Source organism: Burkholderia sp. 10_S31 (genome assembly GCF_056930375.1).
Genome location: NZ_JBXOWK010000001.1, coordinates 812203 through 833184 on the forward strand (window position 1 = coordinate 812203; position 20982 = coordinate 833184).

The following is a 20982-nucleotide window of genomic DNA, read 5'->3' on the forward strand; positions in this document are numbered from 1 at the left end:
ACGGCGGTCGGTTATGCCGACGGGCGTGATCGGCTTCGCTTGCGTGATTTCACGGGCCTGCGGTTACACCCCCTCGACGGGGCCGCCGAGCGCGCGACACAGCATCGACAGGTCGCGAACGGTCAGATGCGGGGACGGAGCACGATGCGCGGCGTGCTCCGCTTCCCGACCTTCGCCGCGCACGACCCAGGCCGCCTGAAGCCCCGCGTTCAACGCGCCGACGATATCGAGCTGAAAATCGTCGCCGACGTGCAGCAGTTCGGCCGCGGGCACGCCGAGCGTCGCGGCGGCCGTGTGGAAGATCGCCGGCTCGGGTTTCGCGAACCCGCACGCACGCGCGCTGAGCGTTTCGCGGAAGAACTCGCCGCCGCCCGTCAGCCGAAGGTCAGCATTGCCGTTCGTCACCGCGATCAGCGGAAAGCGCGCGCTCAACCACGCGAGCGCCGGCAATGCGTCGTCGAAGAATTCGACCTGGTTCCGCGCGGAATAGAACACGTCATACGCGTGATCGGTCAGCGCGATGTCTTCGTTCGCGCGTTCCAGCGCGAGTCGGATCGAGCCGATGCGCAACGCACGATAGTCGCCGACGAGGTCCGGCCGCGCGCGTTCGTATTCGTCGCGCAACTGGCTCAGTGTCTGCGACGCAGGCAGCACGCTCGCGGTATTGGGCGCGTGCGTGATGAGCCACGCATGCAATGACGCCTCGGCCCGTTCGACGGACGGTCCGAACGGCCACAGCGTGTCGTCGAGATCGAACGAGATGGCGGAAACGTGGGGCAGGTGCATGGCGACGGAAGATACCACGCAGTTGCCGTTCACCACGGCCACGGGACGGAGCGTCCCGCGCCGTTTTCGACGGCCTGCCGATACAGCAAGCGCGCAACGGTCAGGTCCTGGAGCGCGAGTCCGGTCATGTCGAATACCGTGATTTCGTTCGGGGCGCGATTAACCGATGCAACTTCCGCAAGGATGTCGCCGATTTCAGTGTGCGGCAAATCCGGCGCCCACTGACACTCGCCGATGCTGCGCGCCTGCTCGTGATCGTCGACGAAAACGCGCGCACGTTCCAATACGCCTTCCGGAAGTTCGCGCTTGCCTGCGGTATCCGCGCCCACGCAGGTCAGATGGGTGCCCGGCTGAACCGCATCCGCATCGAACAGCGGGCCGCCGCCCGGTGTCGCGGTGATGACCACGTCGCTGCCGGCCACCGCATCGTTCCGGCCCCGTGCGACGCGGATGTCGCAGCGTTCGCGGAATGCCGATTCGAACAGCGGGTCCGATTTGCCGCTGACGTTCACGTATTGCACCGTGCACCGCTGCGGCAGCAGCCTGATCGCGTAGTCGAGCTGGACGTGCGCCTGCACGCCGGTGCCGAACACGCAGATGCGCGTGCTGTCGCGGCGGGCGAGCGCCTGTAGCCCGATGCCGCCTGCTGCACCGGTCCGGGCCGTGGTGATCGCGTTGCCGTCCATGATGCAGAGCGGGCGGCCCGTGGCCGGATCGAACAGCGCGATCGTCGCCTGATGCGGTTCGCCGCCGCGGCTCCGATTGCCGGGCCAGAACCCGGCCGCCTTGAAACCGAGCAGATCCTGGCGCGCGACGTCGCCCGACTTGATGCCGAATACACCGCCGGTATGCAGCTTCTCGCGTACGACCGGGAACACGCGCCCGGCGCGTTGGCTGTGCAGCACGAAGGCTTCGCGGACCGCCGCCATCACGTGGTCGGCCTGAAGGGCGGGTTCCACGACATCCCGGTCGAGAAGGAGGAGTTGGGCGTCTGACGGCATGGTGGGCGAGCCTGTGAAGGTGCAATGCGAATCGCGATATTTATAGTTTGTACAAATGTAGACAAACTATCAATTTTCTTCAAATGAGGGAGCGATGGCCGATTTCGCCGGGCATCGGATCGCCGCACCGGCTACCGTGCGCGTGACCCTCACCACCCGTAGAAGCGCGGCCAGGTCTGTACCGTGCCATCGCCGCTCAGCGCGTGATATTCCGGATGTTGCGCACCGGTCGCGCACGCGTGGTTCGGCAGGATCCGCAAACGGGTACCGATCGGAAACCGGTGCGCGATGCCCGTGTCGGGCGTATCGATGCGAGACACGATGCCGTGCTCCTGATTGGCCGCGCTCATCACGTATTCGCCGAGCACGTCGCCGTCTTCGGTACACACTTGCCCGTAGCCGAAATCCCGCGCCTGCCGCTGTGTGCCACGATCGCGGCTCATCGCCATCCAGCCTGCATCGACGATGGCCCAACCTTTTTCTTCCTGGTGTCCGATGACGGTGGTCAGCACCGACAGCGCGATGTCGGACAGCGCGCATACGCCGATGTTGTGCATCACGAGGTCGAACAGCACGTAGACGCCTGCGCGAACTTCCGTCACCCCGTCGAGGTTCTCGGCGGACAGCGCGGTCGGCGTCGAGCCGATGCTCACGACCGGGCACGGCAAGCCGGCCGCCCTGAGGCGCTCGGCGGCGCGCACGGTGCGGCTGCGCTCCTGTTCGGCGATCGCGACCCGTGCGTCACGCGTGTCGCATTCATAGCTGGAGCCGGCATGAGCGAGCACGCCGCCGAGCGTCATCCCGCCGTCGACCAGCGCGCGGCCGACGTCGATCAGCAGGCCGTCGTCGGGCCGAATCCCCGAACGGTGGCCGTCGACGTCGACCTCGATCCACACGTTGAAGCGCTCGCCGTGCGCGCGCCCGAATTCGGCGATGGCGTTCGCGGTCTGCAGGCTGTCGGCGACGATCTTCAGGTCGCAGCCCTGCCGGCGCAGCGCGAGTGCCTGGCCGAGCCTCGCGGGAATCATCCCGACCGCGTAGACGATGTCGCGCACGCCGCCCGCGAAGAACTGTTCGGCTTCCTTGAGTGTCGATACCGTGATGCCCTGCGCGCCGGCCGCGATCTGCGCGTCGACGACGTGCCGGCACTTGGTGGTCTTCACGTGCGGCCGGAACCTGACGCCCAGCGCGTCGAGATGCGCCTGCATGCGCGCGATGTTCTCGCGCATGCGATCGACGTCGATCAAGGCGGCGGGGGTGTTGACGGGTGGGATGCCCATGATGCGTTGCCTCGGTGGGTTGCCGACAGCGAACACTGTAGGGTGTTTGGCAAGCGGCGTGTTTAACGCATGCCAAATCGATCATTAAGCGATATTTAATCCAGGAAAGCCGCTCATGCCTTGCCGCGCCATGGCGGCGGATCGAGAAATTGCTTCGCGGCATCGAGAAAAACCCGTTGCCGCGCGGAGCGGCCGGTGCGCGACGGCAGCAGCGCGGTCACCGGCGCGGGCGGCAGATGCCAGTCGGGCAGCAGCCTGACCAGCTTGCCGTTCGCCAGCAGCGGCGCGACGTCCCATTCCGAGCGCTCCACGATGCCGAGCCCGGCCAGTGCCCAGTCGGTGATGACAGTGCCGTCGTTCGACGAAAGCGCGCCCGTTACGCGAATCACCGCGGATCGCCTGGGTTCGCCCTTGTTGTGGCCGGTTTGCGAGAAGTGCCAGCGCGGGATGTCCTCGTCGTTCTCGCGCAGGCACAGGCAGTCATACCGGGCCAGGTCCGACGGATGATTCAGTTCGCCGATGCGACGCGCGTAACCGGGGCTCGCGCACAGGAAGCGCTCGTTGGGGGCGAGCGGATAGCCGATCCACGACGACGACTTCAGGCTGCCGACGTGCACGACCACGTCGGCGCCCGACGCGCTGCTCAACGGGCTTTCCGACAGGTGCAGCGAGATCTCGAGCTTCCGATGCGCGCGTTGCACGTCACGCACGATCCGCGCGACGTACTTGCGTCCGAAGCCGAACGGCGCGACGACGCGCAGCGTGCCCTGCACGTCGCCGTGATCGCCGGAGAGGTTGACCGGCAGCGCCTCGACGCGCTCGAGAATCTCGACGGCTTCCTGATACAGCCGCTGACCTTCGTCGGTCAATGCGATCCCTTTCGGCTGTCGCACGGCAAGGCGGACGTCCAGCCGCGCCTCCATCCGCTGCAGGCGGATCGTGACCGCGGGCGGGGTGAGGTCGAGCAGTCGAGCGGCGGATGCCAATGAGCGCGATGCGCCGATCGCGCGCACGAGGCGAAGGTCTTCGAGGTCTAGCATTTCGTGTCTCTTAATGCTGGCGTTGCCGAGCATTAAACATTACATCGCTGGGTGAATCCAACGATGCGACCATGGATATCGACAAGCGCGCGCGTGGATCGACGTGAGCGAGGCCTCGAGGAAGGGGCGATGCCGCGTCACGCAGCACGCGGCTTCACCTGCCTCACGCCGCGAGTCCGAAAATCAGCGAACGATGCGCGCCCACGGCGGCCGCGACGCCCGACGCCCGACGCCCGACGCCCGACGCCCGACGCCCGACGCCGACGCGAACGTCGCATTCGTCATCAGGCTCGACGCATCGCCGGCCGCGAACACGCCGGAAACGCTCGTCTGCTTCCATGTATCGACGCGAATCGCCATGCCGAGCGGCCCTTCGTCGAACGCGCAGCCGAGCTGTTGCGCGAGATCGCTCGCCATTTCCGTACGCGCGCCGACGAACAGCGCATCGATCGGCACGACCTGCCCGTCGGCGAGCCGCAGCGCTTCGATACGCGGTGCATCGCCGAGGATGTCGACGACCGGCGACCGCTCGATACGCACGCCACGTGTGCGGAGCAGCGCCGCTTCCGCTTCGAACAGACGGTCAATGCGCATCTGTCGGCCACGCTGAAAGAGGCGGAAGCGGTGCTGCTCGCGCGCTTCGGCGAGGTCACGCTGGGCATGCTGTCGCGCGATTTCGAAGCGAAGGCGGCGCGCCGCCGCAAGCCGCGCTGACGCGCCGCAACATCGCGGCCGATCGCAGATAGCCGGTAGTCCGACGTAATCCGGCGCGGCGCGAAATCGTCGCGCCATCGTGTTCTGTCCCCCAACTTCTGCCCGGTTTGCCCGTCACAGGGCAAAATACGGGTTTTCCGCACCCGAGAGGGTGCGTCCGAATCACGCGCCGGGCGGCGGCAGTGCGCAATCGCACGCCGTTGCAGGGCGCCCAGGCAAGATGCTCGCCGCGTCGCGAGCCCACAGGAGTCCAGACCCCATGCCCGAATCCAACCTGTCCTTCTTCGGCCGGCTATCGCTGGCCGTCGGCACGTTCTTCTCCGTGCTCGGCAACCGCGAGTTCGCGGCCGGCGTGCTGCGCGTGCGCGACGGCGCCCCGGCCCCGGTTGCGCCGGCGCCCGCCGCAGCGCCGGCTCCGGCACCCGCGCCCGTGAAGGCCCCCGAGCTGCGCGAAGCCAGCCCGCAAGCCGCGCTGCAACTGCTCGGCCTGCTGCAGCGCGATGCGCGCTTCATCGACTTCGTCGAGGAAGACATCGCCGGCTACGCGGACGCCGACATTGGCGCCGCCGCCCGCCTCGTGCACGACGGTTGCCGCGCCGCACTGCGCGAACACTTCACGATCGTGCCGGTGCGTGACGAAGCCGAAGGCAGCCGTGTGACGCTGCCGGCCGGTTTCGACGCGACGGCCGTGCGCGTGACGGGCAACGTGGTCGGCTCGGCACCGTTCTCGGGCACGGTCAGCCATCGCGGCTGGCGCGTGGCCGACGTGCGCCTGCCGAAGCTGACGGGCAGCCACGACGCATCGGTCGTCGCACCGGCGGAGGTGGAACTGTGAGCGATCCGCGCTATTCGATCGGTATCGACCTTGGTACCACCCACTGCGCGCTGTCGTACGTCGACAGCGCCGCGAGCGACGGCGAAACCATCACGCAGCAGGTGCTGCCGATCGCGCAGCTCACCGCGCCCGGCGCGCTGGAGTCGCGCGACCTGCTGCCGTCGTTCCTCTATCTTCCGCATGAAAGCGAACTCACGCAGGGCGACCTGACGCTGCCGTGGACGGCCTCGCGCGGCTTCGCGGTCGGCGAAATGGCACGCACGCGCGGCGCGGGCACGCCGATCCGCCTCGTGTCGAGCGCGAAAAGCTGGCTGTGCCACCCGGGCGTCGATCGCCGCGCGGCGATCCTGCCGAGCGATGCGCCGCCCGAAGTGTCGCGCGTGTCGCCGCTGGAAAGCTCGATCCGCTACCTGACGCACCTGCGCGAGGCGTGGGACCACACGCATCCCGACGCGCCGTTCGTCGACCAGGACGTGACGGTGACGATCCCCGCGTCGTTCGACCCGGCCGCGCGCGAACTGACGGCGGAAGCCGCGCGTGCCGCCGGCTACGCGCGGATGACGCTGCTCGAGGAGCCGCAGGCGGCGCTCTACAGCTGGATCCAGAAGAGCGAAGGCGGCTGGCGCAAGCAGGTGCAGGTCGGCGACCTGATCCTGTGCGTGGACGTCGGCGGCGGCACGACCGACCTGTCGCTGATCGCGGTGGTCGAGCGCGACGGCAACCTGGAACTGCATCGCGTGGCGGTCGGCGAGCACATCCTGCTCGGCGGCGACAACATGGATCTCGCGCTCGCGCACGTGGTCGCGCGCAAGCTCGCGCAGCAGGGCACGCAGGCCGATCCGTGGCAACTGCGCGCGCTGACCTACGCGTGCCGCGCCGCGAAGGAAACGCTGCTGTCCGACCCGACGACCGACGCGGTGCCGCTCGTCGTGCCGAGCCGCGGCTCGAAGCTGATCGGCGGGTCGATCCGCACGGAGCTCACGCGCGCGGAACTCACGCAGACGATCCTCGAAGGCTTCTTCCCGCAAGTCGACGCAGCCGCGCGCCCGGTGAGCCGCGCGCGCGTCGGCCTGACGCAACTCGGCCTGCCGTATGCGCAGGACGCGGGCATCACGCGCCATCTTGCCGCGTTCCTCGGCCGTCAGGTCGCAGCACTCGATGCGCTCGAAGGCGTGCAGCGCACGCTGCCGCAGGGCGCGACGTTCCTGCATCCGACCGCCGTGCTGTTCAACGGCGGCGTGTTCAAGTCGACGCTGCTCACGCAGCGCGTGCTCGATACGCTCAACAGCTGGCTCGCAGCCGAAGGCGCGCCGGCCGCGCGCCTGCTCGAAGGCGCGGACCTCGATCTCGCGGTCGCGCGTGGCGCGGCGTACTACGGCTATGTGAAGCGCGGCCGTGGCGTGCGCATTCGCGGCGGCACGGCGCGTGCGTACTACGTCGCGATCGAGTCGGCGATGCCCGCGGTGCCGGGGCTGGAGCCGCCGGTGCAGGCGCTGTGCGTCGCGCCGTTCGGGATGGAGGAAGGCTCGGATGCGGCGCTGCCGCCGCAGGAGTTCGGGCTCGTCGTCGGCGAACCGGTGCAGTTCCGCTTCTTCGGGTCGTCGGTGCGCCGCCAGGACCAGGTCGGCACGCTGCTCGACTACTGGTCGCCGGAAGAGCTGCAGGAACTCGAGGAAATCCAGGCCACGCTGCCCGCCGAAGGACGCACGGTCGGCGAGATCGTGCCGGTGAAGCTGCATGCGCGCGTGACCGAAGCCGGCACGCTCGAACTCGAGGCGATCCCGAGTGGCACGAACGAGCGCTGGAAGGTCGAGTTCGACGTGCGCGGCGCCGCCTGAGCGCGATGAAGCGCTATACGGTCGGCATCGACCTCGGCACGAGCAACACGGTCGTCGCATACGTCGAGGCCGGCTCCGACGCGATCCGCGTGTTCGACGTCGAGCAGCTGGTCGGCCCCGGCGCGGTGGCCGCGCAGCCGCTGCTGCCGTCGGTGCGCTATCACCCGGCGGCGGGCGAACTCGCGGCGGAGGCGCTGCGGCTGCCGTGGCAGATGTCCGGCGCGCGCGACGCGGCCGCCCGTTCGGGCGGCGGCCGTGCTGGCGGCCCGGGTGATCGTGACGATGGAAACGGCAGCGCCGGCGCGCTGCCGCCGGTGATCGGCCGCTATGCGCGCACGCTCGGCGCACAGGTGCCGGGCCGGCTCGTCACCAGCGCGAAGAGCTGGCTGTCGCACGCGTCGGTCGACCGGCTCGCGGCGATCCTGCCGTGGGGCGCGGCCGAAGGCGTCGACAAGGTGTCGCCGGTCGACGCGAGCGCGAGCTATCTCGCGCACGTGCGCGCCGCGTGGGATGCGCACTTTCCCGATGCGCCGCTCGCGAAGCAGGACGTCATCCTGACGGTGCCTGCGTCGTTCGACGACGGCGCGCGCGCGTTGACGGTCGAGGCCGCCCGGCGCGCGAAACTGCCGGCGCTGCGGTTGCTGGAAGAGCCGCAGGCCGCGTTCTACGACTGGTTGTACGGCCAGCGCGCGACGTTGCGCGACACGTTCGCCGCACCGCGCCGCGTGCTGATCTGCGACGTCGGCGGCGGCACGACCGATCTCACGCTGGTCGACGTCGCGCCCGGCGACGACGGCGAACCGGCCTTCACGCGCGTTGGCGTCGGCAATCACCTGATGCTCGGCGGCGACAACATGGACCTCGCGCTCGCGCGCCTGGTCGAGACACGGCTGACCGAGCCCGGCACGCGGCTGTCCGCCGCGAGCCTGTCGCAGCTCGTCGAACGCTGCCGTACCGCGAAGGAGCGGCTGCTCGGCGACGACGCGCCGGCGTCCGTCACCGTGACCCTGCTCGGCGCGGGCAGCAAGCTCGTCGGCGGCGCGCGCTCGGCCGAGCTGGCGCGGCAGGAAGTCGAGCAGATCGTCGTCGACGGTTTCTTTCCGCAGGTCGAGGCCGGCGAGCTGCCGCGCCGTGCGCGGACCGCGATCGTCGAATTCGGCTTGCCGTATGCGAGCGACCCGGCCGTTACGCGCCACGTCGCCGCGTTCCTGAATCGTCATGCGCAAGGCCCGCTGCCCGACACGCTGCTGCTCAACGGTGGCGTGTTCCGCGCGGGCGCACTCGCCGGCCGTCTCGCGCAGACGCTCGGCGCATGGCGCGGCGCGCCGCTCGATGTGTTGCACAACGCGCATCCGGACGTGGCGGTCGCGCGCGGCGCGGTGGCCTATGGCCTCGCGCGGGCCGGGCATGCACCGCGCATCGGCGGCGGCTCCGCGCGCAGCTATTTCCTCGTGCTCGACGATGGTGACGGGGGCGCGGCACCGCGCGGCGTCTGCCTGCTGCCGCGCGGCACCGAGGAAGGCCGCGAGATCCGGCTCGACGAGCGCACGTTCGCGCTGCAACTCGGGCAGCCGGTGCGTTTCCACCTCGTGTCGACGGTGGCCGAGGCCGCATACCGGCCCGGCGATCTCGTCGAGCTGGAAGGCGGCGATTTCGTGCGGCTGCCGCCGATCGCGACGGTCGTCGATCGGCAGGCCGGCGGCGACGCACGCGAAACGCCGGTGAAACTCACCGCGTCGCTGACCGAGGTCGGCACGCTCGAAATGCATTGCATCGCGACCGATGATGCCGCGCGGCGCTGGCGGCTCGAGTTCCAGTTGCGCGGCGATGCGCCCACGCAGGGTGACGACGCCGCGCTCGCGCGCCATCCGCGTCTCGACCACGCGATCGAGCTGATCGACCGCTCGTTCGGCGGCAAGTCCGCGGACGTCACGCCGAAGGATACGCGACGGTTGCGCGCGCAACTTGAACAGGTGCTCGGCCCGCGCGACGAGTGGGACGTCGCGCTCGCCCGCGAACTGTTCGATGCGTTGCTCGCACGAGCGCGCAGGCGGCGGCGCTCGGCCGATCACGAACGCGCATGGCTGAACCTCGCCGGCTATTGCCTGCGTCCGGGCTTCGGTCATCCGCTCGATGCATGGCGTATCGAGCAGCTGTGGCCGCTGTTCGACGACGGGATTCAGTACGTGAACGACGCGCAGGTGTGGTCGGAGTGGTGGACGCTGTGGCGGCGCGTGGCCGGCGGTCTCGACGACGACGCGCAAACGCAGGTGCGCGACGCGATCGCATTCCTCGAACCATCCGACGACAAGCGCCGCAAGCTGCCGTTCGACCCGGCCAAGGTCGGCCCGGCCGACATGACGCGCTTGTCCGCGTCGCTCGAGCGATTGCCCGTCGAGCGCAAGGTGGAGCTGGCCGAGCGATTGATCGTGCAGTTGCAGAAGCCGGCCGAGCGCACGTTGTGCGCGTGGGCGCTCGGGCGGATCGGCGCGCGGCGGCCGTTCTACGGCAGCGCGCACAGCGTCGTGCCGGCCGAGATGGCGAATCGCTGGCTCGACGCGCTGTTCGCGCTGGACTGGAAGCAGGTCGAACCCGCTGCATTCGCGGTTGCGCAAATCGCGCGGATGACGGGCGACCGCGAACGCGATTTGCCGGACGACACGCGTGAAGCGGTGATCAAGCGTCTGTCGGCCGCGAATGCATCGGCCGCATGGATCGACATGGTGCGCGAAGCGATTGCGTTCGACGAAGCCGATACGGCGCGCGTGTTCGGCGAAACGCTGCCGGCCGGGTTGAAGCTGCTGGGCGGTTGAGCGGTGTCGTGCGCATGCACGAATATCGTCAGTATGACGATGCATGTCGAGGTGACGCGCCGGTGTGCGTACATCGCCGGCGCGCCACCTTCCGTTCGACATCGGGATAGCGGTTGCCGGCGCCACGCATCGGTAGCCGATCGCTGTTTTCAGTGCTGAAGCGCCGGCTCGTGCTGCCGCGTGACTGACGCAACTTCCGTCACGCTGTCCGCTGCCGAGCGCCGCGCGAGATGAATCCCCGCCAACATGCAACGCACCGACCCGCCGGCCAGTTCGATCGTCGGCACGTCGAGCGGCAGCAGCCGCGCGGAGCGCTCGATCGTCGCGCGCTGGTCGCCGGTGAGACAGTCGAACGCACGCCGCGACAGCGCGAGCACGCGCCCGTCCTTGCCCGACAGTTCCAGCGTATTGCCCGCGAAATTCGCGATCTGCGCGTGATCGAGCGCGATCACCGTGCGCCCCGTTTCGGCGAGGCGTTGCGCGATCTCGTCACGGCGCCGGCGGTCGGCGATCAGGTCGAGGCCGACCATCGCGAATTCGGTGGCGACGCTCATCATCACGTTCGTGTGATAGATCGGGCGGCCGTTCGCATCGGCCGTGTCGAAGCAGATCGGTTCGAAGTTGAAGTTCGTGCAGAAGCGCTCGAGCGCGACCGGATCGGCGCGGCGCGAACGTGCGGCGTACGCGATCCGCGCGACGTGATCGAGCACCATCGCGCCGGTGCCTTCCAGGAACACGTCGTCGTATTCGAGCCCCGAGTAGTCGATCACGTCCTGCACGCGGTACTCGGCCTTCAGCATTTCGATGATGTCGGCGCGCCGCTCGCGGCGGCGGTTCGGGCTATACATCGGATACAGCGCGACGTGTCCGCCCGGATGCGTGGAGAACCAGTTGTTCGGGAACACGGAGTCGGGCGTGTCGCGCTCGCCGTGGTCGTCGAACACGTGTACGCGCACACCTGCATCGGCGAGCGTTTGCGCGGCGGCCGTGACTTCGTCGCGCGCGGCGGCCGACACCGACGACGTGTCGTTCGCGCCGCCGGCCGCCATGCGCTGGAACGCGTTGTCGGCCGCGGTCTGCGGGTTCGGCACGAAGCGGTGCGGCCGGATCATCACGACGGCGGCGGGCGCCTGGATCGATACGAGATTCATGAACGGTAGAGGCGAGAGGCGGTGAGGCGGGCGGCGCGCACGCCGCCCGACGATGACGATCAGCGCGCGAACGCAGCGACGGCTTCGGTCACGAACGCCGCGTGACCCTGCGCGATCGCGGCCGGATCGTCGATCAGCGCGAACAGGTTCTTCGGATCGACGGCCGGCGGAATCAGCGCGATCTCGACGCCCGCGTTGTGCTGCTGCGCCAGTGCGTACAGGTAGCGCAGCGCCGAGTAGTCCTCGAGCGCGAAGCCGACCGAGTCGAATACCGTGACTTCGTCCGCGCGTTCGCGGCCGGTCGTCTCGCCCTGCAGCACACGCCACAGTTCGGTCACCGGGAAGTCGGCCGGCATCTGCTGGATCTCGCCCTCGATGCGCGACTGCGGCTCGAACTCGACGAACACGCGGCCCGCGGTCAGCACGCCGGCTTCGAGTTCGGTCTTGCCGGGACAATCGCCGCCGACCGCGTTCAGGTGCATGCCGGGCTCGATCATGTCGGCCGTGACGATCGTCGCGTAGGCCTTGTCGGCGGTGACGGTCGTCACGATATCGGCGCCGCGCACCGCGTCGGCGGTCGATGCGGCGCGCACGACGCGCAGGGCCGGATAGGCGGCGAGGTTCTGCACCAGCTTGTCGGTCGCGTGCGGATCGACATCGAACACGCGGATCTCTTCGATGCCGAGCAGCGTGTGGAACGCGATCGCCTGGAATTCGCTCTGCGCGCCGTTGCCGATCAGCGCCATCGTGCGCGAGTCGGGGCGGGCGAGTGCCTGCGCGGCCAGCACCGAGGTCGCGGCCGTGCGCAGCGCGGTGGTCAGCGTGAGTTCGGCGAGCAGCAGCGGGTAGCCGGTGTCGACTTCGGCGAGCGCGCCGAAGGCCATCACCGTGTGCATGCCGCGTGCGGCGTTGACGGGGTGGCCGTTCACGTACTTGAACGCGAACAGCGACGCGTTCGCGACGGGCATCAGCTCGATCACGCCGTCGCGCGAATGGCAGGCGACGCGCGGCGACTTGTCGAAGTCGGCCCAGTGCAGGTAATCGGCGCGCAGCGTGTCGACGAGCTCACGCAGGAACGGCGTGACGCCGGTCTTGGCGATCAGTCGGGCGGTGGCGGGAACGTCGAGGAAGCGAGTCATCGGTCTGTCTCCATTTTTTTGCCGGTACGGGTGTCCAGGCGTCCTGGTTGACCGGGGCGGGCGCTTCGGCCCGGGCCCCGGCTCCATCAAAAGCGTTGTCCGGCGTGTGCAGCCGGTCGATGGAGTCATTATTTCCGGGAGTCGAGCCAACAAAAAGACGGCAAAAGTGGCAAATTTATCGATAGACTTGGCAAATTGCTGGCCAGATATGGCAGTTTGTTCAAATTGCACTAGTCGAAATGCACACCGTCCGGCACGCTGGCGGCCGGCTCATGCTCAACAGGAAGATCCGTTCATGATTACGCTCGACGACGTCGACCGGCAGCTCATCGCGCTGCTGCGCGACAACGCGCGAATGCCCGTCGTCGCCCTCGCGAAGGCGTTGCGCGTCGCGCGTGCGACCGTGCAGAACCGGCTGACGCGGCTGGAGAAGAACGGCGTGATCGTCGGCTATACGGTGCGGCTCAAGCCGGCGGCCGAGCGGCATCGGATCCGCGCGCTGATGTCGATCGCGGTGCAGGGCAATCGCGGTGCCGAAGTGGTGAAGGTGCTGCGCGGGCATCCGAACGTCGCGTCGATCCACAGTACCAACGGGCGCTGGGATCTGGTCGCCGAGCTGCACGCCGATTCGCTCGAGCATTTCGATCGCGTGCTTGGCGCGATTCGGTTGATCGACGGGATCGCGAATACCGAGACGAGTATTTTGTTGTCGACGCACAAGGCGTGACGCATGGCGGCGCACGTGACAGGCCGCTTGCGTCGCGCATGATCAGGTTAAACACACCCGAGCACCGTCGCAGGGCTTCGGGCAGAGGCACGAACGGCAAGTCATAGTCGGACGTTTTCGCATGTGGGTGATCCGCACTACGTGCTGCAGACGAGGCGTGTCGTGTGTCGCGCTTCATGGTCCCGCGAGAACGCCTCTTGATGAGAGCGTGTGCGCGATGCGTATCCGGGTGGGCAGGCGGTGGCGGCGTCGGTGGCGCGAGAAGAGGCCCAGCGGTACGCCAGCGGCCGTCGCTTCATGCGTTGCGGGCGCGCGTCCCCGTTGCCCGCGGAAAGGTCAGCACCACCGCGAACCCGCCCGCATCGGGAAACGCGAACCCCACGCGCCCGCCGTGCGCCTTCATCACTTCCTGCACGATCGCGAGCCCGAGCCCCGACCCCGTGCGGCGCTCGGTGCCGTCCGGCGCGATCCGCACGAACGGCTGCAACGCCGCATCCCAATGTTCGCGCGGAATCCCGCGACCGTTGTCGGTGACGGTCAGCGTGACTGCATCATCCACGTTGCCCGCGGTCGCTACCGACACGACGATATCGTCCGCATGCCCATGCAGCAGCGCGTTGTGCAGCACGTTCGACAACGCCTCCTGCAAGCTGATCGCATCGCCGTCGATCCACGCATGCGGCGCATCGCTCGCGAACGCGACAGCCACGTCGCGCGCGTCCGCGAGCGGAATCGTGCGGCCCAGTACATCCTTCGCGAGCGCGACGAGATCGACGGGTTGCAGCGGCACGACCTCGGTGCGATGGATCACCATCGCATGATTGAGCAACTGCCCGGTAAGGCGCCCGACATCCGAACAGGTCGCGCGCAGCGCATCGAGCCGCGCCGCATGACGCGCGGGATCGGCCTCGCCGTCGAGCAGTTCGATCTGCGCGTCGAGCCGTGCGAGCGGCGTGCGCATCTGGTGCGCGGCGTCGGCGATGAAGCGCTGCATCGCGTTGATCCGCTCGGCCAGCCGGCGCATCAGCCCGTTGATCGACCCGATGATCGCGTCGATCTCGCTCGGCGTATCGACGGCCACCGGCCGCAGGTCGGCCGGGTCGCGCGCGGCGATGATCGTGCCGATCTGCGCGAGCGGGCGCAATCCTCGCCGGATCGCGAGGCCGCTCGCGCCGATCGCGAGTACGCTCATCAGCAGGATCAGCGTCCATACCTTGATGCTCATGTCGTTCGTGAGCTGCTGTCGTGCATTGGTTGTCTGCGCAACGGTAACGAGTGCCCAGCCCGGCGTGCTTTCCTCGGGCATGTAGCGTGCGATGGTCGCGGTGCGGATCCTGTGCCCCTGGTAGACGGCGTTCGCGAACGCCGGGCCCTGTTTCGCGGCGGCGAGCGTCGCGGGGCTCGCGAGATCGTTGTAGCCGGCCACGACGACGCCGCGCGAATCGACGACCTTGTAGTAGACGAGGTCGTAGCGCGACAGCGTCGACAGCGCGGCGACCGGCGGATTCAGCGCGAGCACGCCACCCTGCACGTACAGGTTCTCCGCGACCTGGATCGATGCGCCCGCAAGCAACTGGTCGTATGCGCGCTCGGCCGCGACGCCCGCGTAGTAGCGTGCGATCACCGCGAGGGCGAGCGCGCCGGTCGCGACGACGAGCGCGATGAACAGCAGCGTGCGCCCGAACAGCGTCTTCGGGAACCAGTCAATGCGCGGCAATCTGATATCCCATCCCGCGCGCGGTGCGGATCTCGACCGAGCTGCCCTGCAGCTTCTTGCGCACGCGCGTCACGTATTGCTCGACCGCGTTCGCGGTCGGCTCGTTGCCGAAGCTGAACAGCTGGTTCAGCAGCTCGTCCTTCGAGAAGATCCGCTGCGGTCGGCTCGCGAGAATCTCGAGCAGCGCGAACTCCTGGCGCGACAGCGACAGCGGCTGGCCGTCGAGTTCCGCGAGACGGCTGCTGCGGTCGATCACGAGGCCGCCGAGCGTCAGGACGTCGTTCGCATGGCCGCTGTTGCGGCGCAGCAGCGCCTGCACGCGCGCATCGAGCTCGCGGTAGTCGAACGGTTTCACGAGGTAGTCGTCGGCGCCGAGGCCGAGGCCGCTCACGCGATCGTCGATCGCCGAGCGCGCGGTGACGAGCAGCACCGGCGTCGTGCTGCCCGACGCGCGCAGGTTGCGCAGCACCGCGAAGCCGTCGAGGCCGGGCAGGTTCGCATCGAGCACGACGAGGTCGAAGCGCTCGACGCGCAGCAGGCTGTTCGCGGTCGAGCCGTCGGTTTCGAGATCGACGGCATGGCCGAGCCGCGCGAGGCGGCTGCGGATCGCCGCGCCGATTTCGGCATCGTCCTCCACGACGAGAATGCGCATGGTGCCGTTTGCAGGTAGAGGGTTACGGGTTTTCCCGGGGTCGGGATGTCAGCATTTTCTCAGACTCGCTCGATAACCTGTATTCAGCCGGAACAAGCGAAGACGGCCATTAATACCAGAACCACAGGAGACGGCAACATGCAGCAGGAAGCGGAAGCGACGAACGCGCGGCACAGCGCGCCGCCGCCCGGCGCTCGCCGGTGCGGCGAAGCTGGCCGCAGCCGCATGGCGGCCGATGCGATGGCGTGCGCCGGCCGTGCCGTGTGTGCCGGGAAGGCGGGCGCATGACGACGTCGCCGCGCCGCCGCGCGTTGCTCGCCGCCGGCCTCGGCGCGCTCGCCGCGCCGTCGCTGGTGCGCTCGAAGCCGCGCACGGTACGGATCTCGAAAGGCTATGGCGTGCTGTACCTGCCGCTGCTCGTAATGGAAAAGCAGCGGTTGTTCGAGCGGCACGCGGCGCGGCACGGGCTGCGCGACGTCGCGGTCGACTGGGTGCTGCTCGACGGCGGCAATTCGGTCAACGACGCGATGATGGCCGGCACGCTCGACTTCGCCGGGGCCGGCGCGCCGGGCTTCATCGAGCTGTGGGCGCGGGCGCGCGGGATTCCGAACGTCGAGGTGATCGGCATCAGCGGATTGTCGACGACGTCGCTGTCGCTCAATGCGAACCGTCCGGGCCTCGCGACGCTGCGCGACTTCACGCCGGCCGACCGGATCGCGGTGCCGGGCATCCGCACGTCGCTGTCGGCGGTCGTGCTGCAGATGGTCGCGAGCCGGCAGCTCGGCGCGAAGCATTTCGCGCAGCTCGATTCGATCACCGTGAACCTGCCGCATCCGCAGGCGATGCAGGCGCTGATCCGCCGCGAGAACGGCGTCACCGCGCACTTCACGTCGCCGCCGTTCTCGACGCTCGAATTGCGGCAGCCCGGCATTCATCGCATCGTGAATTCGGTCGACGTGCTCGGCCCGATGACGCTCGACGTCGTGTTCGCGCCGAAGCGGCTCGTGGACACGGAGCCTGCACTGGCCGCGGCGTTTCTCGGCGCGCTCGACGAAGCGAACCGCCTGATCGCGCAGGATCCGCGCGCGGCGGCCGCGCTGTATGCGTCGTCGTCGGGTGTCGGCGTGTCGCACGACGACGTGATGCAGATGCTCGCCGCGCCGGACACGCGCTTCTCGGTGCGGCCGAACCAGCTGATGGACTACGTGGAATTCCTTTATCTCGCCGGCACGATCAAGGCGAAGCCGCGCGCGTGGCACGAGATGTTCGCGCCGATGCTCGACGACTACCGGACAGGCTGAGCGCCGCCGTCCGCCGCCGGACCCCATTTCATCGAATACCCTGCGCCCGCGCGTTCGTCGCGCGCGGCGCCGATTCAACCGACAAGCAACCGATTCCCGGAGGAGCCCGCAGTGAATGCCACCGAAACCCTGGACCCCGCGTCCGCCGAAGAGCAGCGCATCATGTCGAAGATGGCGCGGCGCCTGCTGCCCATCCTCGTCGTGATGTTCCTGATCGCGTTCATCGACCGGCAGAACGTCGGCTTCGCGAAACTGCAGATGGTGCACAGCCTCGGGATGACCGAGGCCGCGTTCGGTCTCGCGTCGTCGCTGTTCTTCATCGGCTACCTGCTGTTCGAGGTGCCGAGCACGCTCGCGCTGCACCGCTACGGCGCCCGCGTGTGGCTCGCGCGGATCATGCTGACGTGGGGCCTCATCACCGTGCTGATGGGCTTCACGACGTCGATGCCCGCGTTCTGTTCGCTGCGCTTCCTGCTCGGGATCGCGGAGGCCGGCTTCTATCCGGGCGTGATCTATTACCTGACGCTGTGGTTTCCGCAGAGCTACCGCGCGAAGGTGCTCGGCATCTTCACGCTCGGCAGCGCGCTCGCGAACATGCTCGGCTCGCTGGTCGGCGGCGTGCTGCTGAGCCTGAACGGCGTGTGGGGGCTGGCGGGCTGGCAGTGGGTGTTCGTGGCGACGGGCATCCCGGCCGTGCTCGTCGCGGTCGTCGTGTTCCGCGTGCTGCCGGCGTCGTTCCGCGATGCGCCGTTCCTCGACGAACGCGAGAAGCAGATCGTCGCGGCCGCGCTCGAACGCGAGAAGCCCGCGCAAGCCGAGCATGCTCAGCCGTGGAAGGCGCTGCTCGATCCGCGCGTGATGCTGTTCGCGGCGACCTACATGCTGATGTCGACGTCGCTGTACGGCGTCACGTACTGGCTGCCGACGATCGTGAAATCGTTCGGCGTGTCGAGCGGCACGAACGGCTTGCTGAGCATGCTGCCGTGGGCGCTCGCGGTGCTGCTGCTGCTGTGGCTGCCGTCGAAGCTGCGCCGCGCGAAGAGCATCCTGCGCACGATCGCGATCGTCGCGGCGCTCGGCGCGCTGGGCTTCCTGCTGAGCCTCGTGCTGCCGTCGACGCCACTGCGTTTCATCGCGCTCGTGCTCGGCGGTGCGTGCATCCCGCTGCTGTATCCGTGTTTCTGGTCGATGCCGCCGCGTTACTTCACCGGCGCGCGTGCGGCGGCGAGCGTCGCGGCGATCAACTCGATCGGCAACCTCGGCGGCTTCTTCAGCCAGAACCTGATGCCGTTCGCGGGCAAGGTGACGGGCACGGCGTTCGGGCCGATGATCGTGCCGATCGTGTGTCTCGCGTTGCTCGGGATCGGTGCGCTGGTCGCGTGGACGCGCTCGGAGCGGGGGATGGTGGCGGCGCGGGCGTGAGCGTTCGGCCAGGGGCTGCGGTTCCGCGCGGTTCCTGCTCCCGATGTTACCCCTCCGTCCGCGACGTCCCCCGTCCGTCATGCGCAAGCGCCACATGCGACGACGACACCGGAATATCCACCTCCACCGTCGTTCCTTCGCCGAGCGTCGTATCGATCCGCAGCGTGCCGCCGACCAGATACGCGCGCTCGCGCAGCCCGACCAGCCCGAACGATCCCGACTTGCGCGGCGCCGCGGGATCGAAGCCCGCACCGTCGTCGCGAATCGTCAGTCCGATCATTTCGTCGTGGTACACGAGCGTCACGGTCGCGTTCGATGCCGCCGCGTGCCGCGCGACGTTCGCGAGCGCTTCCTGCGCGATGCGGAACACGGCCGTCGCGTACGGTTCGTCGAGCTGCAGTTCGCCCGGCTCGACATGCAGCGCGCACGCCATGCCGTGACGGTGCTGGAAGTCCTCCACGAGCCACTGCATCGCAGCCGCGAACCCGAGATCGTCGAGCATCAGCGGACGCAGGTCCGACGCGATGCGCCGCGTCGCCGTCACCGCGCCGCGCGCGAGCGCATGCATCGCCGCGATCTTGCGCGCGAGTAGCGCGTCGTCCTGCGGCACGTGGTCGAGCAGCCATTCGAGATCGTTCTTCAGCGTCGCGAGCGTCTGCGCGAGTTCGTCGTGCAGTTCGCGTGCGATGCGGCGCTGTTCGGCCTCGCGTGCGGTCGCGCTGATCGCCGAGATCTCGCGCAGCTCCTCGCGCGACGCCTGCAGCGCACGCTCCGCGCGCACGCGCTCCTCGACTTCGCGCCGCAGGTCGCGGTTCGACGCGCTCAACTGCGCGGTGCGCGCCGCGACACGCTGCTCGAGCCGTTCGTTCGCTTCGTTGAGCTGCGCGCTCTTCTGCACGACGAGCAGGTGCTGATAGCGTGCGCCGGCCAGCGCACGCACCGTCTGCGCATGCAGCCGGCCGTTCTCGAACAGCAGCGCGAACAGCACGACGGCGGATGCGACGAGCCCGTAGGTCCGCCCGGCGTAGAAGCCCAGGTCGAAGCGTCCATGGTTCAGCATCGACGCCAATGCGATGTCGAACAGCCACCCGACGAGCACGATCATCACCCACAGGTCGAGCACGGAATGGCGGTGCCGCTGCCGCCACATCAGCACGAGCGCGGCCAGGTTGAGTATCCAGACGACCGCGATCGCGTAGGTCATCGTCGGGGCCATCCGGTTGCCCTGCATGATGCGCGGCAGCAGGTCGTGGCCGGCGGTCGCGAGCAGTGCGAGCGCGCCGGTCGCGCCGGCCGTCAGGACGATGCAAAGCAGCAGCGGAACCGCCGCGCGCCGCCGCTCGAGCGACGGCGCGCGGGCGCGCGGCGCCGTGCGCAGCAGCACGTACGCGGCGACCGCCAGCGGAAAGCCGCCGTGCCAGAACAGGTACAGCCACGCGGTGGTCTGTTCGCCCGCGCCGAGCAGGCCCGTCGGCGTGAAGAGCCCCGGGAAGGTCAGCATGTGCGTGCCGGCCATGAAGCCCGTGAACAGGTAGCCGGCCGCGAGCGCGAGCAGCGATTTCTCGCGCAGGATCGCGTACTGGCCGAGCAGCAGGCCGGCCGTCACCATGTCGTTGACGACGATCGCCGACTGGTAGACGGGAATGAAGCCCCACACGCGAGCAAGCGGCATGCCCGCGAACGGCGCGAGGGCGGCGAAGATCACGGCCGACACGATCACCGTTGCGATCGCGAGCCGACGCTCGCGCCGGCCGGGCGGCAGCGACGACATGAACAGGCGCGCCGGATCCGGCGCGTCGTCGTCGTCTTCGGGGGCCGCGGAGCGGAAGCGGAACGCGGACATCATGCGTCGTCGACGCCGAGGTCGAGATCGTGGCGCACCGCGTAGCGCACCAGCGCGGCTTCGTGCGGCAGCTCCATCTTCTCGAGAATGCGCGTCTTGTAGGTGCTGACCGTCTTCGCGCTCAGCGTGAGTTCGGACGCGATCCGCGTGACCGTCTGCCCCGCGACGATGCGGCGCATCACGTCGAGTTCGCGCGCGGACAACCGTTCGTGCGGCAGCATCTCGGCCGGCGCGCGCAGCGTGCGCGCGAGGCTCTCGGCAGCCGACGAACTCACGTACACGCCGCCCGCTGCGACCTTGGTGACGGCCGCGACGAGCTCGGCGGTCGCGCTGTCCTTCGTCAGGTAGCCGGTCGCGCCGGCCTTGAACGCGCGCGCGGCGTACTGCGTTTCCGCATGCATCGTCAGCACCAGCATGCGCAGCGACGGCGCATGCGTCTTGACCAGCCGGATCAGCTCGATACCGGTCGGCGCGGGCATCGACAGGTCGAGCAGCAGCACGTCGGCGGCGCGATGCTCGGCCAGTGCGAGCGTGGCCGTACCGTCGCTCGCCTCGCCGACGATTTCGAAACCACCGGCCGTTTCCAGGATGTGACGCAGTCCGTCCCGCATGACTGCGTGATCGTCAGCCAGAATTACCCTGATCATCTAGCGGTCCTCTTCGGGATGACGCCGCGGGCTGCTCTGCCGGTTGTCGCCGCGGCCGTTCTTCTGACCAATATAT

Annotated in this window: 16 protein-coding genes and 2 pseudogenes; 7 read left to right on the plus strand and 11 right to left on the minus strand. The window is 68.7% G+C overall.

Annotated elements, in window-relative coordinates; all coding sequences use genetic code 11:
- Positions 1 to 63: 63 nt before the first annotated feature.
- From AC1Z3W_RS03745 to AC1Z3W_RS03765, 5 genes and pseudogenes are all read right to left on the minus strand, one after another.
- Positions 64 to 786 (minus strand): HAD family hydrolase, encoded by a 723-nt coding sequence (locus AC1Z3W_RS03745; RefSeq protein WP_124835348.1) that lies wholly within the window; start codon positions 784 to 786, stop codon positions 64 to 66.
- 29 nt (positions 787 to 815) lie between these two features.
- Complete coding sequence (locus tag AC1Z3W_RS03750; RefSeq protein ID WP_483507062.1) at positions 816 to 1787, minus strand: ornithine cyclodeaminase family protein; 972 nt, start codon at positions 1785 to 1787, stop codon at positions 816 to 818.
- A 149-nt stretch (positions 1788 to 1936) separates the two neighbouring features.
- Entirely contained in the window at positions 1937 to 3067 is a 1131-nt protein-coding gene (locus tag AC1Z3W_RS03755) for a DSD1 family PLP-dependent enzyme (RefSeq protein WP_483507064.1), read from the minus strand.
- A gap of 113 nt (positions 3068 to 3180) precedes the next feature.
- A complete protein-coding gene (locus AC1Z3W_RS03760; RefSeq protein WP_260428395.1) occupies positions 3181 to 4107 on the minus strand; it encodes a LysR family transcriptional regulator in 927 nt (308 codons plus the stop codon).
- 163 nt (positions 4108 to 4270) lie between these two features.
- Positions 4271 to 4680, minus strand: a pseudogene (locus AC1Z3W_RS03765) (FAD-dependent oxidoreductase); the annotation flags it as partial.
- On the opposite strand from AC1Z3W_RS03765, the pseudogene AC1Z3W_RS03770 reads away from it, so the two are divergent.
- From AC1Z3W_RS03770 to AC1Z3W_RS03785, 4 genes and pseudogenes are all read left to right on the plus strand, one after another.
- Positions 4681 to 4821 (plus strand): annotated as a pseudogene (locus tag AC1Z3W_RS03770) (transcriptional regulator); the annotation flags it as partial.
- Between the two features lie 259 nt (positions 4822 to 5080).
- Positions 5081 to 5656 carry a DUF2760 domain-containing protein gene (locus AC1Z3W_RS03775; RefSeq protein WP_124835341.1) on the plus strand — a complete coding sequence of 192 codons (576 nt, stop codon included), beginning with the start codon at positions 5081 to 5083 and terminating at the stop codon, positions 5654 to 5656.
- Positions 5653 to 7494: an Hsp70 family protein gene (locus tag AC1Z3W_RS03780; protein WP_057925870.1), complete on the plus strand. Its 1842-nt coding sequence runs from the start codon at positions 5653 to 5655 to the stop codon at positions 7492 to 7494. Before AC1Z3W_RS03775 ends, AC1Z3W_RS03780 begins: the two co-directional genes overlap by 4 nt.
- Before the next feature lie 5 nt (positions 7495 to 7499).
- The gene (locus AC1Z3W_RS03785) at positions 7500 to 10307 is read left to right on the plus strand and encodes an Hsp70 family protein (RefSeq protein WP_483507067.1); all 2808 of its coding nucleotides are present in this window, start codon (positions 7500 to 7502) and stop codon (positions 10305 to 10307) included.
- A 149-nt stretch (positions 10308 to 10456) separates the two neighbouring features.
- Here AC1Z3W_RS03785 and ctlX read toward each other — a convergent pair whose 3' ends face one another.
- On the minus strand, positions 10457 to 11458 hold the full coding sequence (gene ctlX, locus AC1Z3W_RS03790; RefSeq protein ID WP_483507069.1) for a citrulline utilization hydrolase CtlX: 1002 nt from the start codon (positions 11456 to 11458) through the stop codon (positions 10457 to 10459).
- 59 nt (positions 11459 to 11517) lie between these two features.
- Positions 11518 to 12597 (minus strand): ornithine cyclodeaminase, encoded by a 1080-nt coding sequence (locus AC1Z3W_RS03795; RefSeq protein WP_057925867.1) that lies wholly within the window; start codon positions 12595 to 12597, stop codon positions 11518 to 11520.
- Between the two features lie 295 nt (positions 12598 to 12892).
- On the opposite strand from AC1Z3W_RS03795, the gene AC1Z3W_RS03800 reads away from it, so the two are divergent.
- Positions 12893 to 13324: an Lrp/AsnC family transcriptional regulator gene (locus AC1Z3W_RS03800; protein ID WP_044845386.1), complete on the plus strand. Its 432-nt coding sequence runs from the start codon at positions 12893 to 12895 to the stop codon at positions 13322 to 13324.
- Positions 13325 to 13619: 295 nt separating this feature from the next.
- On the opposite strand, the gene AC1Z3W_RS03805 is transcribed toward AC1Z3W_RS03800, so the two are convergent.
- Positions 13620 to 15041 carry a sensor histidine kinase gene (locus AC1Z3W_RS03805; RefSeq protein ID WP_124835336.1) on the minus strand — a complete coding sequence of 474 codons (1422 nt, stop codon included), beginning with the start codon at positions 15039 to 15041 and terminating at the stop codon, positions 13620 to 13622.
- Positions 15028 to 15693: a response regulator transcription factor gene (locus tag AC1Z3W_RS03810; protein WP_057925865.1), complete on the minus strand. Its 666-nt coding sequence runs from the start codon at positions 15691 to 15693 to the stop codon at positions 15028 to 15030. Before AC1Z3W_RS03810 ends, AC1Z3W_RS03805 begins: the two co-directional genes overlap by 14 nt.
- 284 nt (positions 15694 to 15977) lie before the next feature.
- Between AC1Z3W_RS03810 and AC1Z3W_RS03815 the strand changes: the two genes are divergently transcribed.
- Entirely contained in the window at positions 15978 to 16994 is a 1017-nt protein-coding gene (locus AC1Z3W_RS03815; RefSeq protein WP_124835334.1) for an ABC transporter substrate-binding protein, read from the plus strand.
- Between the two features lie 111 nt (positions 16995 to 17105).
- A complete protein-coding gene (locus AC1Z3W_RS03820; protein WP_057925863.1) occupies positions 17106 to 18416 on the plus strand; it encodes an MFS transporter in 1311 nt (436 codons plus the stop codon).
- A gap of 46 nt (positions 18417 to 18462) precedes the next feature.
- Here the strand turns inward: AC1Z3W_RS03820 and AC1Z3W_RS03825 are convergent, their stop codons facing one another.
- Together AC1Z3W_RS03825 and AC1Z3W_RS03830 are read right to left on the minus strand one after the other, a co-directional pair.
- Positions 18463 to 20262 (minus strand): sensor histidine kinase, encoded by a 1800-nt coding sequence (locus AC1Z3W_RS03825; RefSeq protein ID WP_057925862.1) that lies wholly within the window; start codon positions 20260 to 20262, stop codon positions 18463 to 18465.
- Positions 20259 to 20906, minus strand: coding sequence for a response regulator (locus AC1Z3W_RS03830; RefSeq protein ID WP_124835333.1), 648 nt, complete (start codon positions 20904 to 20906; stop codon positions 20259 to 20261). The genes AC1Z3W_RS03825 and AC1Z3W_RS03830 overlap by 4 nt, the downstream gene beginning before the upstream one ends.
- Positions 20907 to 20982: the final 76 nt, after the last annotated feature.

Bases quoted from the DNA above. Each gene is read 5' to 3' on its own strand.
- AC1Z3W_RS03745 (WP_124835348.1), bottom strand. From the start codon at position 786: ATGCACCTGCCCCACGTTTCCGCCATCTCGTTCGATCTCGACGACACG.
- AC1Z3W_RS03750 (WP_483507062.1), bottom strand. From the start codon at position 1,787: ATGCCGTCAGACGCCCAACTCCTCCTTCTCGACCGGGATGTCGTGGAA.
- AC1Z3W_RS03755 (WP_483507064.1), bottom strand. From the start codon at position 3,067: ATGGGCATCCCACCCGTCAACACCCCCGCCGCCTTGATCGACGTCGAT.
- AC1Z3W_RS03760 (WP_260428395.1), bottom strand. From the start codon at position 4,107: ATGCTAGACCTCGAAGACCTTCGCCTCGTGCGCGCGATCGGCGCATCG.
- AC1Z3W_RS03775 (WP_124835341.1), top strand. From the start codon at position 5,081: ATGCCCGAATCCAACCTGTCCTTCTTCGGCCGGCTATCGCTGGCCGTC.
- AC1Z3W_RS03785 (WP_483507067.1), top strand. From the start codon at position 7,500: ATGAAGCGCTATACGGTCGGCATCGACCTCGGCACGAGCAACACGGTC.
- ctlX (WP_483507069.1), bottom strand. From the start codon at position 11,458: ATGAATCTCGTATCGATCCAGGCGCCCGCCGCCGTCGTGATGATCCGG.
- AC1Z3W_RS03795 (WP_057925867.1), bottom strand. From the start codon at position 12,597: ATGACTCGCTTCCTCGACGTTCCCGCCACCGCCCGACTGATCGCCAAG.
- AC1Z3W_RS03800 (WP_044845386.1), top strand. From the start codon at position 12,893: ATGATTACGCTCGACGACGTCGACCGGCAGCTCATCGCGCTGCTGCGC.
- AC1Z3W_RS03810 (WP_057925865.1), bottom strand. From the start codon at position 15,693: ATGCGCATTCTCGTCGTGGAGGACGATGCCGAAATCGGCGCGGCGATC.
- AC1Z3W_RS03815 (WP_124835334.1), top strand. From the start codon at position 15,978: ATGACGACGTCGCCGCGCCGCCGCGCGTTGCTCGCCGCCGGCCTCGGC.
- AC1Z3W_RS03825 (WP_057925862.1), bottom strand. From the start codon at position 20,262: ATGATGTCCGCGTTCCGCTTCCGCTCCGCGGCCCCCGAAGACGACGAC.
- AC1Z3W_RS03830 (WP_124835333.1), bottom strand. From the start codon at position 20,906: ATGATCAGGGTAATTCTGGCTGACGATCACGCAGTCATGCGGGACGGA.